This window comes from Cupriavidus mimosae, from assembly GCF_023952485.1.
Classification (GTDB): Bacteria; Pseudomonadota; Gammaproteobacteria; order Burkholderiales; family Burkholderiaceae; genus Cupriavidus; species Cupriavidus taiwanensis_C.
The window spans coordinates 347,346-364,467 of record NZ_JALHRY010000002.1; the positions used below are offsets into that span (position 1 = coordinate 347,346).

Here is a 17,122-nt window from a genome sequence, read left to right on the forward strand (position 1 = left end):
GCGGTGTATAGTGTAGCCAGACTGCACGAGGCACCACAGAAGTGCAGCTGACAGGTCAGGTTACCGCGCCTGGCCGCCGTTTTCATCCCATCCTTGTTAGAAACGGCAAACGTCTGACATCCAGCAGGTGGACAGTCAGACGTTTGACAGTTTCCCTGCCTGGTTCGTGAGGGTCATAAACTCCTTGAACCGATATGCATTGCATGGTGCGGGATTATGTCGCGTGGGCGAGCGCGTCGTCGCACTCATAGTCCGGGCCTGGCCTGGACTCCCTGAGTGGATGATGTACCCGAAATGCGACTTCCGCAGCCACTCTGAACCTCACTTGGGTTCAGGATGCCGACCCAGCGGCCGAGGCGGGGACCCCCTAAAAGGCGGTGGTTTTCTGAACCATCGCCTTTTTCTTTGCCCTTTTCTTTACCTTTTCTTTACCTTTTCCTTTGCCCGCATGCTTGCCCGTGTCTGTCGCGCGGGCCTTCCTTTCCTGAGCAGCGCCGTGAGCCCTAACCAGAACCAACGCGCCCGCCAGTACTGGCTGATGAAATCGGAACCGGACGAAGCCAGCATCGACGACCTCGCCCGGGAACGGACGCTGCCGTGGACCGGCGTGCGTAACTACCAGGCGCGCAACTTCATGCGCGATGCCATGCAGGTGGGCGACGGCGTGCTGTTCTACCACTCGTCGTGCCCCGAGCCCGGCATCGCGGGACTGGCCGAGGTCTGCTCCGCGCCCTACCCCGACCCCACGCAGTTCGACCGCAAGAGCCCGTATTTCGACGCCGCCTCCAGAGCCAAGGCGCCGCGCTGGCTGCTGGTCGACGTGCGCTTCGAACGCAAGAGCCGCCTGATCCCGCTGGCCGAACTGCGCGAGCATGAAGCGCTGGCCGACATGGTGGTGCTCCGGCGCGGCAACCGGCTCTCGATCACGCCGGTGACGCCGGCGGAATGGCGCTATATCACCGGCAAGCTGATGGACTGACCGGCCGTGCTGCCGCAACCAACCAGGCCCTGCGCGGCAAGGCTGACGAAGATAACAACGACTTGCTGACACGATGCCGTTCGACAACCTGCCGGTGCTGATCCCCGCCCTGCTCGCACTGGGCGCCTTCACCGGCTTCTGCGCCGGCCTGCTTGGCGTGGGCGGCGGCATGATGATGGTGCCGTTCCTGACGCTGTTGTTCACCAGCCTGGGCTTTGCCGGCGAAGCCATCGTCCATATGGCGATCGCCACCTCGATGGGCACCATCCTGTTCACCTCGCTGTCGTCCGTGCGCGCGCACCACCAGCGCGGCGCGGTGCGCTGGCCGATCGTGCTGGCACTGGCGCCCGGCATCGTGATCGGCGGCATGGTTGGCGGCGGCAAGGTCTTTGCGGCGCTGAAGACCAGCTGGCTGTCGCTGGCGTTCGCGGGCTTCGTCGGTTTCTCGGCGCTGCAGATGCTACGCAACCGCCGGCCCAAGCCGGGGCGCCAGCTGCCGGGCTTCGCCGGCATGGCCGGCGCGGGCGGCGTGATCGGCTTCCTGTCTAGCCTGGTGGGCGCGGGCGGCGCCTTTGTCTCGGTGCCGTTCATGACCTGGTGCAATGTGCCGATCCACAACGCGGTGGCGACCTCGGCCGCGCTCGGCTTCCCGATCGCCGCGGCCAGCGTGGCCGGTTATGTCTGGAGCGGCTGGCACGCGCCAGGGCTGCCGCCCGCCTCGCTCGGCTATCTCTACCTGCCCGCGCTGCTGGTGATCGCCGTGGCCAGCGTGCTGACCGCGCCGCTGGGCGCGCGCACCGCGCACAGCATGGATGTGGGCCAGCTGCGCAAGATCTTTGCCGTGCTGCTGCTGTGCCTGGCCACGTATATGTTGTGGAAGGCCTGGCAGGCGTTTTGACGATCCGCGTCACCCGCGCGGGGGAAGAGAGACCACCCGCGGCGCCACCGCAACAATCGTTTGCAATGTCGCGGAACGATCGCCCTCGCGGCCACGTCTGATACCCATCACGTTTTGATTGGGAGAACCACATGAAACAATGGCTCGCCGCCACCCTGCTCGGCACCACCGCCGTCGTCGCCTCGGCCCACGGCGGCCCCACGGAAACGCCGTCGGGCGTGCTGTCGCTGACCGCGCAGGCCGTCACCGAAGTGCCGACCGATATCGTGCACCTGACGCTGGCCGCGGAACAGGAAGGCGCCGAACCGGCGGCGATCTCCTCGGGCCTGTCGGCCCGGACCCAGACGGTCATCACGCAGGCGCGCCGCGTGCAGGGCGTGACCGCCGAATCCGGCGGCTTCACCATCCACCCCAGCACCGATCGCAACGGCCGCATCAGCACCTGGCGCGGGCGCTCCGAGGTCATCCTGAAGTCGCGCGATTTCTCGGCGGTGTCCAAGCTCGCGGGCGAGCTGGCCAGCCAGATGCAGGTGCAGAACATCGCCTTCTCGCTGTCGCGCGAAGCGCGCGAAGCGGCCGAGGCCAAGCTCGCCGAACAGGCCATCGCCTCGTTCCGCAGCAAGGCGCAGGCGACCACCAAGCTGTTCGGCTACAACAGCTACACCATCCGCGAAGTCAGCGTGAACGAGACCGGCATGGTGCCGCCGGTGCCACGCATGTACGGCGCCGCCAAGGCCATGATGGCCGACGCCGCGGTGCCGGTGCCGGTCGAAGGCGGCAAGACCCAGGTGACGGTGTCGGTCAACGGGTCTGTGCAGATGCTGAAGTAAGCTCTCATTCGATTGACCGCTGGTGTGCTCCCCTCTCCCGCTTGCGGGAGAGGGAGCAAACCCGCCGGCGTTTCGCTACCTTCCTCACAGCGCCGCAAACTTCTCCCGCAGCACGTTCTTCTGCACCTTGCCCATGGTGTTGCGCGGCAGCTCGTCCACCACGTGCACGCGCTTGGGCACCTTGAAGTTGGCGATGCGGCCCTTGAGGGTGCCGATCAGCGCGCCCTCGTCGATGTCCGCACCGGGCTTGCGCACCACCACCGCCACCACCGCCTCGCCGAAATCCGCGTGCGGCACGCCGATCACGGCGCTCTCCGCGACGCCCGGCATTTCGTCGATAAAGCTCTCGATTTCCTTCGGGTAGACGTTGTAGCCGCCCGAGATGATCAGGTCCTTGCTGCGCCCGACGATGGTCAGGTAGTGGTCCGGCACGGCGCGCTCGCCGGCCTGGCTGACGATGGCGCCGCCGAAGCGGCCGACGTCGCCGGTCTTGAACCAGCCGTCGTCGGTGAACTCTTCCTTGGTCTTTTCCGGCATGCGCCAGTAGCCCTTGAACACGTTCGGGCCGCGCACCTCGACATTGCCGATCTCCCCCGGCGCGCAGGGCTTGCCGTCGCCGTCGACCACGCGCACCGACACGCCGGGCAGCGGCATGCCGACGGTGCCGCCGATGCGCTCGCCCAGCGCCGGGTCATAGGGGTTGGACACCAGCATCACGGTCTCGCTCATGCCGTAGCGTTCCAGGATGGTATGGCCGGTGCGCTCGCGGAAGGCGTCGAAGGTCTCCAGCAGCAGCGGCGCCGAACCCGACACGAACAGGCGCATGCGGCGGCAGGTATCGTCGTCGAAGCGCGGCTCCTGCAGCATGCGCACGTAGTAGGTCGGCACGCCCATCATCACCGTGCAGCGCGGCAGGAATCTCAGCACTTGCGCCATGTCCAGCCTGGGCGCCCAGATCATCTTGGCACCGGCCAGCAGCGCGCCATGCGAGGCGACGAACAGGCCGTGCACATGGAAGATCGGCAGCATGTGCAGCAGCACGTCGTCGCTGCGCCAGCCCCAGAAATCGTGCAGCGTCTGCGCATTGGAGGCCAGGTTGCGGTGGGTCAGCATCGCGCCCTTGCTGCGGCCGGTGGTGCCGGAGGTATAGAGGATGGCGGCGAGGTCATCGTCGGCGCGCGCCACCGTCTCGAAGGTGTCGGGCTTGCCCGCCGCGCGCGACAGCAGCGAGCCGCCGCGGTCGTCGTCCAGCGTAAACACATGGTTCACGCCGTGGCGGAACGCCACCTTGGAGACCCAGCCGAAGTTCTTGCTGCTGCAGACCACCACCGACGGCTCGGCATTGCCGACGAAATAGTCGATCTCGGCCTCCTGGTAGGCCGTGTTCAGCGGCAGGTAGACATAGCCGGCGCGCAGCGTGGCCAGATACAGGAACAGCGCTTCGGGCGATTTTTCCACCTGCACCGCCACGCGCGCGCCTTCGGGCAGGTGCAGCGAGGCCAGCAGGTTGGCCAGCTTGGCGGTGGCGCGGTCAAGGTCGTCCCAGCTGTAATACAGGCCGTCGTGCGTCTCGATGCAGCAGGCGGTACGGTCGGCGGGGAAGCGGGATTCGAACAGGGCGAACAGGTTGGCGTTCATGACAGGGAGCGAACGAAAGGCTGAAAAAGCAGGCTGAAAAGCGAAGACATCGATGATGGGAAGCAGTGCCGTCGGCGCACCCTACTCCCCGCGGAACTGTGGTGGCCGGCGCGCCAGGAAGGCCGCGACGCCTTCCGCGTGGTCCGCGCCTTCGGCATAGGCGAAATGCGCGTCCAGCTCGGCCGGCGACAGCGGCGCCGGCGACGGTGCCAGCCGGTGGATGGTGGCCTTGTTGATGCGCGCCGCGGCAGGGGCGCCCGCGGCGATGCGGCGCACCGTGGCGTCGACTTCGGCGGCCAGCGCGGCGGGCTCGACCACGCGGGTCAGCAGGCCTTTGTCGCGCGCCTCGGCGGCGTCGAAGACGCGGCCCTCGAGCAGAATCTCCAGCGCCGCGGCGCGGCCGGCCAGCGCCAGCAGGCCGTGCAACTCGCCGGGCGCCATCGGGAAGCCCAGCCGGTTGATCGGCACGCCGAAGCGGCTGTCCGACGCGGCGATGCGCAGGTCGCAATGGCAGGCGATTTCAAGCCCGCCGCCCACGCACACGCCTTCGATCATCGCCACGGTAGGATGCGTGCATTGCGCCACCGCCGCCAGCGCGGGCGCGATGGTGGCCATGTGATAGTGGCGCACCGCCGCCTCGTCGCCGCGCTCAGCGGGAAACTCGGCAATGTCGGCGCCGGCGGCAAAGTTGCCGTCGGCGCCGCGCACCACCACGCAGCGCAGCGAGGTATCGGCCGACAGGCGCGCAAAGCCCGCCGCCAGCTCGCGCCACATCTGCGCGGAAATGGCGTTGAGCTTGCCCGCGTGCGCCAGCGTCACGGTGGCGGTGGTGTCCTGCGTGGCAAAGCGCACGGTGCCGCTCATGGGCGCATTCCCCGGCTTCGGATCGGCATGGGCATGGCGTCAGTCCATCTTGGCGCCGGACTGCTGCACCACCTGGGCCCAGCGGCGAATCTCGGCGTGCTGGAACTGGCCGAACTGTTCCGGCGTGAATGCCGGCGTTTCCGAGCCGTTGTTCAGCCAGATCTGCTTCAGCTCCGGCGTGTTCAGCGCCTTCTCGGTCTCGGCGTAGAGGCGGTCGACAATGTCTTTCGGCGTGCCCTTGGGCACCCACATCGCGTACCAGGTCGACACCTCATAATTAGGCACGCCGGCCTCGGCCGCGGTCGGCACGTTCGGGAAGGCGGGCGAGCGCTTGCTCGACGCCACCGCCAGCGCCTTGATGCGGCCCGCGCGGATATGCTGCGCCGACGAGCCGAGCCCGTCGAACATCAGGTCGACCTGGCCGGCGATCAGGTCGGACAGTGCCGGGCCGGCGCCCTTGTACGGGATATGGGTGATGAAGGTCTTGGTCTGGATCTTGAACAGCTCCCCCGCCAGGTGGTGCGACGAGCCGTTGCCGGCCGAGCCGTAGTTGAGCTTGCCCGGGTTGGCGCGGGCGTAGGCGATCAGCTCCTGCAGCGTATTGGCCTTGACGCGGTTGGGATTGACCACCACCACCTGCGGCGGCTGCGCGATCACCGTGACCGGAATGAAGTCCTTCTCGATGTCGTAGTCCAGCTTCTTGTAGAACGACGGCGCGATGGCGTGGTGGGCGCCGCCGATAAACACGGTGTAGCCATCCGGCGCGGCCTTGGCCGCGAGGCTGGCGCCGACCGTGCCGCCGGCGCCGCCGCGGTTGTCGATCACGAACTGCTTGCCGAGCTGCTTGGAGAGCTGCGCGGTCAGCGGGCGCGCGAAGGCGTCGGTGCCGCCGCCGGCGGGGAACGGCACGATCACGGTGACCGGCTTGGACGGCCAGGTATCTGCGTGCGCGGGGGCGGCGAGCATGGCGCCGGCACCGATGCCGGCCACGCCAAGGACCAGGCCCGCTGCGCGCGCACAGGCGGCCAGGCTGAACTGACGACGATTCATCTTTGTCTCCTCTCTCTTCTGGAAAGTCAATCTGATGGCCGCGCGCGCCCGCATGGGCACTGCGCGGCTGGCTTTGCTTCTACGACATGGCTCCCGCCAAAACGACGCGGCGCGCGCGGCGCCGCGAGTACCAGGGCAAGGGCGATTCCCGTGACCGGACCAGGATCACAGCAGCTTCCCAACGCTACGGCTGATGCGCGGGTTGCCTGCGCCCAGGCGTGCCAGATTGTCATCCAGCGCCTCGGGCACGTAAAGGTAATTGACCATCATGCCGCAGCTCTGGCTGCGGCCCTTGCGCGACAGGTCGGCGCCCCAGTTGAGTCGTTCCACGCAGGCGCCGTTGCCGAGGTGGAAACGCGCCACCGGGTCGGCCGGCATCGACTGGTTGCGTTCACGCACCAGGAAATGCGCGGCCAGGGTCAGCGCGGTGTCGCGCACCACGGCATCGGCGGCATCCGGCGCCAGCGCCTCCAGCCACGCCGTGCCGTCGGCGGGCGCGTTGCCGTGGCGCTCGCTCCAGCGCGCCAGCCGCTTGTCGCCCAGCACGCGCGCCACGGCCTCGCCGTCCTGCTTGCGCAGCCAGTCGGCGAACCCGGGGATCGGCGACAGCGTGGCGAACTGCTTCACCTTGGGGAATTCGCGCTGCACTTCCTCGATCACGCGCTTGAGCAGAAAGTTGCCGAAGCTGACGCCGCGCAGCCCCGCCTGCGTATTGCTGATCGAATAGAAGATCGCCCACTTGACGCGGCGCAGGTCCTCCAGCGGCGCGGCTTCGTCCAGCAGGGTATGGACGTCGGCGGCCATTTCCGGGGCAAAGGCCACCTCGACGAAGATCAGCGGCTCGCGCGGGATGCGCGGGTGGAAGAAGGCGTAGCAGCGGCGGTCGGAATCGAGCCGGTTGCGCAGGTCGGTCCACGAGGCGATCTCGTGCACGGCCTCGTAGCGGATCAGCTTTTCCAGCAGCGATGCGGGCGAGTCCCAGGTGATCGGCTGCAGCTCGAGCAGGCCGACGTCGAACCAGTTGGAGAACAAGGCCTCGAGATCGTCGTCGAGCGGACGCAGCCCGGGCATGCGGCGCTGCCAGCGCAGCATGTCGGCGCGCAGCTGGATCAGGAAGTGCAGGCCGCAGGCGCTGTTGCCACGCTGGCCATGCAGCGCTGCCAGCCGCTTGAAGAAACGGATGCGGGCGTTGGACTGGGCCTGGCCCGCGCGCGCGCCCTTGTCGCCATCGGCCGCGACCTCTTCGCTGCCGTTGCTGGCCACGTCGGCCAGCACCGCCAGCATGCCGCGCCGCGTGGCCTCGCCGGCGGCTTCGTATTCCGCTTGCCAGGCCTGCGCGGCGGCATTGGCGGCGCCGTCGGTCAGGCGCGCATCGAAGCACAGGCGCAGTTGTTCGCGCTGGCGGCGCACCACGCGCGCCGCCAACGGCGCCTCGCCATCGGCCGGCGCGGCGGCCCTGGCATCGCCATTGGCCTTGGCATCGCCCTCGCCCTTGCGCCCCCACCAGCGGCCCAGCCGCGACAGGATATTGGAGCTGGACGGCTCGCTCTCGCCCAGCGGCGCGCTGATCTTCTGGTCACCCGTATCGAAGGAGTTCATGCGGTACCTGCCTTGATGCATCGATGTGAACGTGGGGAAACTCTGACTGGCGTGGCGGTGTGCGGGAGCTAGTCTTCCGCGCCCGCCACGCGCAAGGCCGGTGGGGCGCGCACCGCCGCCTTTACGTCGGTTACGTCCGCCGCCATCGCGGCACCGCCGGCATCGAGCGCCTGCAGCGCGCCGCGCTGGCGCAGCAAGTGGGTCTTCATCATGGCTTCGGCGCCTTGCGGGTCGCGCGCCTTGAGCGCGGCAAACACACTCAGGTGCTCGGCGCAGGACTCCTGGATCCGCCCCGGCAGCTTCAGGCTCTTGTGGCGCGACAGCCGCAGCACCTTGCGCAGGTCGCTGATCAGACCGCTCAGCCAGCGGTTGCCGGCCAGCCGCTGGATCGCTTCATGGATCTGGGCGTTGGTCTCGTAGTAGGCGTCGATATCGCCGGCCTGGGCATAGCGCTTCAGGTCAGCGTGCAGGCCGTCAAGCCCGTCGAGATCGGCACGGGTGGCGTTACGGGCGGCCTCATAGGCGCAGCGCCCTTCCAGCAGCGCCATCAGCGGGAAGATCTCGTCCAGGTCCTGCTCGGACAGTTCATTGACGAAACAGCCGCGGCGCGGCTCCAGCCGCACCAGGCCTTCGGCGGCAAGCACCTTGAGCGCTTCGCGCAGTGGCGTGCGCGAGATGCCCAGCGTTTCGGCCATAGCGCTTTCGTCGATCCATGCGCCCGGCACCAGCGTATGCGCGTCGATCATGGCGCGCAGCCGGTCTGCCACTTCCAGGTACAGCGCCTGCTGGACGATGCGCATGCCACCTCCTGTATCGCACAGCGGATCCCATGGCGTGTGCATCGAATCCCATAATTCATAATTATGGATTAGGACGCGAACGATACAAGGATTTTCGATGGTGCACCGCAAGGTCGGGCGCAGGTCCAGCGGGAATGATTTGGTGAGGTGCGGCGGGCGTCCCTTGCCTCCCCGCAAGGAAACGCCCGCGCCTGAAAAGAACTGCCGTACTGCCTGATTCATCGCTGGCGGATACGAACGCATCCGCCGCGTGGGTCCATGGATTGACCTGGCGCTGGCCCCGCGCCACCCCTGTTGCAAACGCGCCAAAGCGCGTGATTTTCCCGTGCCCTTTGATCCGTGCAGCGCGGCTAGCGTAACTCTCGACCCAAAGAGCCGTACTCCCCCCTGGCACCGCCGTGGCGGCTGTGGCTCGCCGCTCATCTTGTAACAATAACACTAGCGATTTACGTGCCAGTCGGGCTAAGCCCTTGATTTTATGAATGGCACCGGACCGAAATTTGTTACAGGATGATCTCAGTGTAACTGAATGTTTCCAGAGTGTTACGAGGGTTTTCCCATGGTGAGGACGTTGCGGCATAGGCGGAGGCAGGGGCCCATGCAAAATGTGCCGTTGGCGGTATTTATCGGTGCGAGAATGTGAGGCCGTCGCCGCAATTGCTTGAATTGCCATCGTTGCGTTTTTGAAACAGGCGCCGGCCACTAGGGGTTTCCCCGCCGGTTTCCCGGTATCCATCGCACCTTACCCTGGAGTTCACGCCATGCAAGCTGGCAGCGATTTCACCCTGGCCGCCACCGCGGCCGAACCGGCCGCGCCCGCTGGCCCGCGCCCTGCCGCGCTGCAGCCGCTGGGTCTGAGCTTCACCGGCTCGGGCTCCGAGTATTTCCGTATCTGGATCGTCAATGCGCTGCTGACCATCGTCACCCTGGGCATCTATTCCGCCTGGGCCAAGGTGCGCACGCTGCAGTATTTCTATCGCAATACGCGGCTGGACGGCGCCAGCTTCGACTACCACGGCAAGCCGTCGGCGATCCTGAAAGGCCGGGCCATCGTGTTCGGGCTGGTGCTCGCGTTCCAGTTCGCCTCGACCTTCTCGCCCTTCCTGGCGCTGGCGATGCTGTTGGTGCTGCTGGCGGTGTTCCCGTTGCTGCTGGTACGTTCGCTGCGCTTTCGCATGGCCAACTCGAGCTACCGCGGGCTGCGCTTCGGCTTTACCGGCGGCGATGCCGAGGCCTACCGGGTATTCGTGCTGTGGCCGCTGGCCGCGGTGGCCACGCTGGGCTTGCTGGGGCCGGCGGCGCACCAGCGCTTCAAGCGCTACCAGCATAACCACACCCGCTTCGGCACCGCACCGTTCGGCTTTCACGCCGGTGCGGGCGATTTCTACCGGGCCTACCTGCGCGCCTTCGGCGTGGTGCTGGCGGGCACGCTGGCGATGGCCGTGGCCGGCTTCGTGATGGCACCGGGCATCGGCAATTTCGGCGCGGCGGCACTGTTGGGCTTCGGCATCGCCGGCTTCTACCTGGGCATGCTGTCCGTCAGCCCCTACCTGATGGCGCGGCTGCAGAACGTGGTATGGAGCCACACCACGCTGGCGCCGCACGCGTTCCGCAGCGAGGTCAGCGCCGCGCGCATGGTCTTTATCTTCGTCACCAACCTGATTGCGATCGCGCTGACGCTCGGCCTGTTCCTGCCGTTCGCACGGGTGCGCGCCACGCGCTACCGGCTGCAGTGCGTGACCATGCTGGCGGCCGGCCCGCTCGACAGCTTCGTCGCCGGCGAGGCCCAGCAGGTGGGCGCGCTGGGCGACGCGACGGTAGACTGGTACGACATCGACATCGCGCTCTGAGGCGCCATGGTCCCGGTCACTTTCTTCGACGGGCGCTCGTCGCGCGCCCATCCCGCCACGCTCGCCGTGGAGGCGCAGCAGGCCGTGCTGCGCGACGCCGCCGGCGCCGAATTGCGGCGCGCGCCGCTGTCGCAGCTGCGCGTGTCGGAACGCGTGCGCCGCGCGCCGCGGCTGGTCACCTTCGCCGACGGCGCCTTCTGCGAGGTCAACGACCATGCCGCGTTCGACCGGTTGCTGGCAGCCACCGGCCACCGCGACAGCCTGGTGGCGCGCGCGCAGAACAGCTGGCGTCTGGCGGGCCTGGCCGTGGCTGCGCTGGTGGCGGTGCTGGTGCTGGGCTACTACGTTCTGCTGCCGTGGGGCGCGGGCATGATGGCACGCGGAGTGCCGGCCGAACTGGAAGCCCGGCTCGGCCAGCTGACGCTGGAGAGTCTCGACAACGGCATGCTCGGGCCGACGCAGTTGCCGGCCACCGAGCAGGCGAAGATCCGCGCCGGCTTCGCGGCGCTGCGGCGCCCGCGTGACACGGCCCACGACTACCAGGTCATGTTCCGCCAGGGCGGCGAGATCGGCGCCAATGCGCTGGCCTTGCCGGGCGGCACCATCATCGTCACCGACGAACTGGTCGGCCTGGCGGGCACCGGCGCCGGCCTGATGGGCGTGCTGGCCCACGAGGCGGGCCATGTGGCGCGCCGCCACGGACTGCAGCAAGTGATCCAGGGCTCGGCGCTGGCCGCGTTGTCAGCCTACCTGTTCGGCGATATTTCGTCGGTGCTGGCGGGCGTGCCCGCCGCCATGCTGACCTTGCGCTATTCGCGCGACCACGAGCGCGAGGCCGACGCCTACGCCATCGACGTCATGCAGCGCAACGGCCTGCCACCGGCGGCACTGGCCGACGTGCTGGTGGCGCTGGAGCGGCGCGAGCACAAGCCCGATGACGCGCAGTCGGAACGCGGCGAAGACTTCCTGTCGACGCACCCGCACACGCAGGCGCGCATCGACGCGCTGCGCCGTGCCGGCCGCTAGCGCAGCGCAGGAAGGCGGGGCTCAGGCCGCCGGCTGCGGCGCGCCGGCGCCGGGCTGGCGGCGGTAGGCCCAGATCACCATGGCGATGCCCGCCAGGATCATCGGCAGGCTCAGCCACTGGCCCATCGACAGCTTCAGCGCCAGCAGGCCCAGGAAGTTGTCGGGCTCGCGCGCGAATTCCGCGGCGAAGCGGAACGCGCCGTAGCCGATCAGAAACACGCCCGACACCGCGCCCATCGGCCGCGGCTTGCGCGCGAACAGCCACAGGATGATGAACAGCGCCACGCCCTCGCCGGCAAACTGGTAGAGCTGCGACGGATGGCGCGGGATGTTGTCGCCGGCCTGCGGGAAGATCATGCCCCACGGCAGGTCGGTGGCGCGCCCCCACAGCTCGCCGTTGATGAAGTTGCCGATGCGCCCGGCGGCCAGCCCGCACGGGATCATCGGCGCGATGAAGTCGGTCACTTCCATCCAGTGGCGCCGGCGCAGCCGGCCGAACAGCCACATCGCCACCACCACCCCAAGAAAGCCGCCATGGAAGGCCATGCCGCCTTCCCACACCTTGAAGATCTCCATCGGATGCGACAGGTAGTACGACGGCTTGTAGAACAGCACATAGCCGAGCCGCCCGCCCAGGATCACGCCCAGCACGCCGAAGAACAGCATGTCGTCGAGATCGCGCGTGGTCCAGCCTTTGGCGGCGATATGCGGCTGGCGGACGCGCAGGCGCCCGAACCACAGGAACATGACGAACCCGGCCAGGTACATCAGCCCGTACCAGCGGATCGCGAGCGGGCCCAGGTGAATCGCAACCGGGTCGAACTGGGGATGAATCAGCATGTTGGCGTGAATGGTGATTGTGGGGCAGCGGCGGCGCCGGCCATGCGGCGCCAGGTAAGACGCGCGGGTGCGGCGAAGGTTGCACGGCAATGCCAACGCCTGGTCAGCGCACGCATCGTAGCCCGTAATGATGTCACAAATCCCCGCGGCGCCCCGCGCGGCAGGCCCCGGGCCCGGCGCCCGGCGGCGCCCGAACAATCCATTTGACACGCCAAAACGCACGCGTCATTCTTGCCCCATCACAGCGCCCGCCGCGCACCCGCGGCGGCATAGAACAAGGATCCCGGAGACCCCCGCCATGGCATTCAACAAGCGCTCCCGGCACATCACGCAAGGCGTGGCGCGCTCCCCCAACCGCTCGATGTACTACGCGCTCGGCTACCAGAAGGAGGACTTCGACAAGCCGATGGTGGGCATCGCCAACGGCCATTCGACCATCACGCCGTGCAATGCCGGCCTGCAGCGCCTGGCCGACGCGGCCATCGACGCGATCCGGGCCGCCGGCGCCAACCCGCAGGTGTTCGGCACGCCCACCATCTCCGACGGCATGTCGATGGGCACCGAGGGCATGAAGTACTCGCTGATCTCGCGCGAGGTCATCGCCGACTGCATCGAGACCGCGGCGCAGGGCCAGTGGATGGACGGCGTGGTGGTGATCGGCGGCTGCGACAAGAACATGCCGGGCGGCATGATCGCGCTGGCACGCACCAACGTGCCGGGCATCTACGTCTACGGCGGCACCATCAAGCCGGGCCACTGGAAGGGCAAGGACCTGACCATCGTGTCGTCGTTCGAGGCCGTCGGCGAGTTCACCGCGGGGCGCATGAGCGAGGAAGACTTCGAAGGGGTGGAGCGGAACGCGTGCCCGTCCACCGGCTCGTGCGGTGGCATGTACACCGCCAACACCATGAGTTCGTCGTTCGAGGCGCTGGGCATGTCGCTGCTGTACTCGTCGACCATGGCCAACCCGGACCAGGAAAAGGTCGACAGCGCCGCCGCATCGGCGCGCGTGCTGGTCGAGGCCGTCAAGCGCGACCTCAAGCCGCGCGACATCATTACGCGCGAGTCGATCGAAAACGCGGTGGCGCTGATCATGGCCACCGGCGGCTCCACCAACGCGGTGCTGCACTACCTGGCGATCGCGCATGCCGCCGAGGTGGAATGGACCATCGACGACTTCGAGCGCATCCGCCGCAAGGTGCCGGTACTCTGCAACCTCAAGCCCTCGGGCCAGTACGTGGCGACCGACCTGCACCGCGCCGGCGGCATCCCGCAGGTGATGAAGATCCTGCTCAAGGCCGGCCTGCTGCACGGCGACTGCATCACCATCACCGGCCGCACCCTGGCCGAGGAACTCGAGCCCGTGCCCGACGCCCCGCGCGCCGACCAGGACGTGATCCTGCCGATCGAGCGCGCGCTCTACGCCGAGGGCCACCTGGCCATCCTCAAGGGCAACCTCGCCCAGGAAGGCGCGGTCGCCAAGATCACCGGCCTGAAAAACCCGGTCATCACCGGCCCGGCGCGCGTGTTCGAGGACGAGCAGAGCGCGATGGACGCGATCCTGGCCGACCGCATCAACCCCGGCGACATCCTGGTGCTGCGCTACCTCGGCCCCAAGGGCGGCCCCGGCATGCCGGAAATGCTGGCCCCGACCTCGGCCATCATCGGCAAGGGCCTGGGCGAGTCGGTCGGCTTTATCACCGACGGCCGCTTCTCGGGCGGCACCTGGGGCATGGTGGTCGGCCACGTCGCGCCAGAGGCGTACGTCGGCGGCACCATCGCGCTGGTGCAGGAGGGCGACTCGATCACCATCGACGCGCACCGGTTGCTGCTGCAGCTGAACGTGCCGGAAGAAGAACTGGCCCGGCGCCGCGCCAGCTGGAAGGCACCGGCGCCGCGCTATACGCGCGGCGTGCTGGCGAAGTTCGCGCGGCTGGCATCGACGGCGAGCAAGGGGGCGGTGACGGACTGATTGCGGTCCCGAAAATGGCAAAAGCCTGCGAGGAATCGCAGGCTTTTTTGTGCGGGAGAGGGGAGAAAACCCTCAATCCTCGCCCGGCGCCTTCTCCATTTCCTCCAGCGTCGCATCCAGCCACTCGACCAGTCGCGCTTCCAGCGACTGCGTCAGCTCGCTGGCCAGTTGCGCCGTCAGCGGCGCCAGCCGCGACTGCAGCGTGGCTTCGGTATGGGCCGCCACCACCTGCGGCCATTCGGTGCGAAAGCGCATCATCACGCGGCTCAGCAGTTCGGTACGCACCGCGCGCAGGTCGTCGTCGCCGGTGTCGGCGGCGGCGTCCGTCTGCACGGCGGGCTGGGCCGGCACGATCGCGTCGTCCAGCGCGGCGTCCCCCGTGTCGCCAACCTGCATCACCATGCCGGCATCGTCCATGCCAAAGGTGTCGATCACGCCGTCATCCGCCGCGGCGCCCGCCTGTGCCGGCGCTTCGGTGTCGGCTTCAGTGTCGGCTTCGGTGTCGACATCCGGCAGGTCGACGACCTCGGTCAGCAGCGGGATGCTGTCGTGCGGCTCCGGCCGCGGGATCACCCGCGAGGTGGTGCGTTCGCTCATGCGGCGTCTCCCTTGGGCTGGCCGATGTCGTGGTGCGTCAGCGGATAGCCGCGTTCGCGGTAGAAGCGGTAGCGCTGGCGGCCAGCCTCGCGCGCGGCGTCACCGGCGCCGACCACCTCGATCAGGCGCTCGAAGCTGGCAAACTGCGCCGGCGCCTGGTCAGCCAGGTTGATCAGCAGCTGGTGGTGCGGCACGCCCTCGGTGGTGGCGGCCAGCAGGATCGGCGTGACCGCCGCGTTGGGGCTTTCCAGCCCGCAATGCGGCAGGAAGTCCAGCGGGGAGAAGGTCCACAGGCGCGCGTCGAGGTCAGCCAGCTGCGCCGGGGCGCCGTGGATCACCACCTTCTGCCCGGCGCCGTAGGCCTTGCGGACCAGCCGGCAGACATAGCCGAGCACGTCCGGCACGTTGCTGTGGAAGTCGATGCGCGTCATGGACGGTTGCCGCTCCTGCTTCGTTGCGCCGCGCTCAGGCCGCGCGGTCCATCAGGAACTGCGTCAGCAGCGGCACCGGACGGCCGGTGGCGCCCTTGGCCGCGCCGCTCTTCCACGCGGTGCCGGCGATGTCCAGGTGGGCCCAGTCGTATTTCTCGGTAAAGCGCGCCAGGAAGCAGGCCGCGGTGACGCTGCCGGCCGGGCGCCCGCCGATATTGCCCATGTCGGCAAAGTTGGACTTGAGCTGGTCCTGGTATTCGTCGTCCAGCGGCATGCGCCAGGCGCTGTCCATGGCGCGGCGGCCGGCCTGCAGCAGCGCGTCGGCGAGCGCGTCGGAGCGCGCGTACAGGCCGCTGTTGACATGGCCGAGCGCGATGATGCAGGCGCCGGTCAGGGTGGCGACGTCGATCACCGCGGCCGGCTTGAAGCGCTCGACATAGGTCAGCGCATCGCACAGGATCAGGCGCCCCTCGGCGTCGGTGTTCAGGATCTCGATGGTCTGGCCCGACATGCTGGTGACCACGTCGCCCGGCTTGGTGGCGATGCCGCTGGGCATGTTCTCGCAGGTGGGCACCACCGCGACCACGTTGAGCTTCAGGCCCATCTCGGCCACGGCCTGAATCGTGCCCAGCACCGAGGCGGCGCCGCACATGTCGTACTTCATCTCGTCCATGCCCTCGCCCGGCTTGAGCGAGATGCCGCCGGTATCGAAGGTGATGCCCTTGCCCACCAGCACCACTGGCGCCTGCTTGGCGCCGGCGCCGTCGTAGCGCAGCACGATGAACTGGGGCGGCTCCTCGCTGCCCTTGGTCACGGCCAGGAACGCGCCCATGTTGAGCGCCTCGATCTGCTTGCGCCCGAGGATCTCGGCCTTGAGCTTGTGGCGCTTGGCGATATTGCGCGCGGTATTGGCCAGGTAGGTCGGGGTGCAGATATTGGACGGCAGGTTGCCGAGGTCGCGCGTCAGCTCCATGCCGTTGGCGATGGCGGTGCCGCGCACCGCGGCCTGGGTCGCGGCGCGGGCGTCGCCGCTGTCGACCGCGATCACGACCTTGCGCAGCGAGGACTTGTCATTGCCGTTGGGCTTGCCGCTGGCCGCATTCTGGGCGTTGGCGCGCTTCAGTCCGGGATGGCGCTCGAGCAGGCGGTAGCCGGCTTCGCGCACCAGCGTGATGGTGGTGATCACGGCCCAGGACACGTCGCGCTGCAGAGGCGCCTGTTGCGCCAGGCACCACAGCGCCGAGGCCGCACGCGTGGACGACAAGGCACGCACCGCGGTGCGCACCGCATCGGCAAAGGCCTTGTCGGTGAAATCGGCTTCCTTGCCCAGGCCCACCAGCAGCACGCGCGCGGCGCCGACGCCGGCCACTTCGTGCAGCATCAGCTGGGTGCCGCGCTTGCCTTCGAAGTCGCCCTGCTTGACCAGCCGTCCCACCAAGCCCTTGGTGGCCACATCGAGGGCCTTGGCTACGCCGCCGAGGTTCTGGCCTTCGAACAGGCCGACCACCAGGCAGTCGGTCTTGGTCGCCAGGAAACCATTTTGGCCGGCTTTGCTCCAATCCAGGGCTTTTGTGCTAAATTCCATCGCGCTTCCTTCCAGGGGCTCGTTAGACACGAAAGCCTCCATTATCCGCGATTTTTACCCCGCGACCTGCCGCCGCTGATACGCCCCGGTCACGTTGACAGCACGCTGTGCCGTCAGCCAGCTGTTCTGCCAGGCACCTCGCACGGCACATCGCCCGCTCCGG

The 17,122-nt window shown here is 68.1% G+C and carries 15 protein-coding genes and 1 other RNA gene; 7 read left to right on the forward strand and 9 right to left on the reverse strand.

Going from position 1 to position 17,122, the window contains the following annotated elements:
• Positions 1-149: 149 nt before the first annotated feature.
• The 4 genes from ssrS to MKD50_RS05605 all read left to right on the forward strand — a co-directional run bounded on the left by ssrS (position 150) and on the right by MKD50_RS05605 (position 2,707).
• A non-coding RNA gene (gene ssrS, locus MKD50_RS05590) (6S RNA) lies at positions 150-367 on the forward strand.
• 129 nt (positions 368-496) lie between these two features.
• A complete protein-coding gene (locus tag MKD50_RS05595) occupies positions 497-979 on the forward strand; it encodes an EVE domain-containing protein (RefSeq protein ID WP_252666620.1) in 483 nt (160 codons plus the stop codon).
• Positions 980-1,052: 73 nt separating this feature from the next.
• Positions 1,053-1,877 (forward strand): sulfite exporter TauE/SafE family protein, encoded by an 825-nt coding sequence (locus tag MKD50_RS05600; RefSeq protein ID WP_115704459.1) that lies wholly within the window; start codon positions 1,053-1,055, stop codon positions 1,875-1,877.
• A gap of 131 nt (positions 1,878-2,008) precedes the next feature.
• Positions 2,009-2,707, forward strand: a complete 699-nt coding sequence (locus MKD50_RS05605; RefSeq protein ID WP_115704460.1) for an SIMPL domain-containing protein — start codon at positions 2,009-2,011, stop codon at positions 2,705-2,707.
• 84 nt (positions 2,708-2,791) lie between these two features.
• Here the strand turns inward: MKD50_RS05605 and MKD50_RS05610 are convergent, their stop codons facing one another.
• The 5 genes from MKD50_RS05610 to MKD50_RS05630 all read right to left on the reverse strand — a co-directional run bounded on the left by MKD50_RS05610 (position 2,792) and on the right by MKD50_RS05630 (position 8,658).
• Positions 2,792-4,345 carry a malonate--CoA ligase gene (locus MKD50_RS05610; protein WP_252666621.1) on the reverse strand — a complete coding sequence of 518 codons (1,554 nt, stop codon included), beginning with the start codon at positions 4,343-4,345 and terminating at the stop codon, positions 2,792-2,794.
• Positions 4,346-4,426: 81 nt separating this feature from the next.
• Entirely contained in the window at positions 4,427-5,209 is a 783-nt protein-coding gene (locus tag MKD50_RS05615) for an enoyl-CoA hydratase/isomerase family protein (protein ID WP_115704464.1), read from the reverse strand.
• Positions 5,210-5,248: 39 nt separating this feature from the next.
• The gene (locus tag MKD50_RS05620; RefSeq protein WP_115704465.1) at positions 5,249-6,259 is read right to left on the reverse strand and encodes a Bug family tripartite tricarboxylate transporter substrate binding protein; all 1,011 of its coding nucleotides are present in this window, start codon (positions 6,257-6,259) and stop codon (positions 5,249-5,251) included.
• 165 nt (positions 6,260-6,424) lie between these two features.
• Positions 6,425-7,858, reverse strand: a complete 1,434-nt coding sequence (locus tag MKD50_RS05625; RefSeq protein WP_252666622.1) for a malonyl-CoA decarboxylase domain-containing protein — start codon at positions 7,856-7,858, stop codon at positions 6,425-6,427.
• 68 nt (positions 7,859-7,926) lie between these two features.
• Positions 7,927-8,658 (reverse strand): GntR family transcriptional regulator, encoded by a 732-nt coding sequence (locus MKD50_RS05630; protein WP_252666623.1) that lies wholly within the window; start codon positions 8,656-8,658, stop codon positions 7,927-7,929.
• Between the two features lie 761 nt (positions 8,659-9,419).
• Here MKD50_RS05630 and MKD50_RS05635 point away from each other — a divergent pair.
• Together MKD50_RS05635 and MKD50_RS05640 are read left to right on the forward strand one after the other, a co-directional pair.
• Positions 9,420-10,508: a YjgN family protein gene (locus tag MKD50_RS05635; RefSeq protein WP_252666624.1), complete on the forward strand. Its 1,089-nt coding sequence runs from the start codon at positions 9,420-9,422 to the stop codon at positions 10,506-10,508.
• Positions 10,509-10,514: 6 nt separating this feature from the next.
• Complete coding sequence (locus tag MKD50_RS05640; RefSeq protein WP_240072539.1) at positions 10,515-11,534, forward strand: M48 family metallopeptidase; 1,020 nt, start codon at positions 10,515-10,517, stop codon at positions 11,532-11,534.
• A 21-nt stretch (positions 11,535-11,555) separates the two neighbouring features.
• On the opposite strand, the gene lgt is transcribed toward MKD50_RS05640, so the two are convergent.
• Positions 11,556-12,374: a prolipoprotein diacylglyceryl transferase gene (lgt, locus tag MKD50_RS05645; protein ID WP_240072540.1), complete on the reverse strand. Its 819-nt coding sequence runs from the start codon at positions 12,372-12,374 to the stop codon at positions 11,556-11,558.
• 298 nt (positions 12,375-12,672) lie between these two features.
• Between lgt and ilvD the strand changes: the two genes are divergently transcribed.
• Positions 12,673-14,346 carry a dihydroxy-acid dehydratase gene (ilvD, locus tag MKD50_RS05650; protein ID WP_115704474.1) on the forward strand — a complete coding sequence of 558 codons (1,674 nt, stop codon included), beginning with the start codon at positions 12,673-12,675 and terminating at the stop codon, positions 14,344-14,346.
• 72 nt (positions 14,347-14,418) lie between these two features.
• Here the strand turns inward: ilvD and MKD50_RS05655 are convergent, their stop codons facing one another.
• The 3 genes from MKD50_RS05655 to MKD50_RS05665 are packed head-to-tail and all read right to left on the reverse strand — an operon-like array spanning position 14,419 to position 16,959.
• Complete coding sequence (locus tag MKD50_RS05655) at positions 14,419-14,943, reverse strand: hypothetical protein (RefSeq protein ID WP_252666625.1); 525 nt, start codon at positions 14,941-14,943, stop codon at positions 14,419-14,421.
• On the reverse strand, positions 14,940-15,374 hold the full coding sequence (locus tag MKD50_RS05660; protein ID WP_252666626.1) for a DNA polymerase III subunit chi: 435 nt from the start codon (positions 15,372-15,374) through the stop codon (positions 14,940-14,942). Before MKD50_RS05660 ends, MKD50_RS05655 begins: the two co-directional genes overlap by 4 nt.
• Before the next feature lie 34 nt (positions 15,375-15,408).
• Positions 15,409-16,959, reverse strand: coding sequence for a leucyl aminopeptidase (locus MKD50_RS05665; RefSeq protein ID WP_115704480.1), 1,551 nt, complete (start codon positions 16,957-16,959; stop codon positions 15,409-15,411).
• Positions 16,960-17,122: the final 163 nt, after the last annotated feature.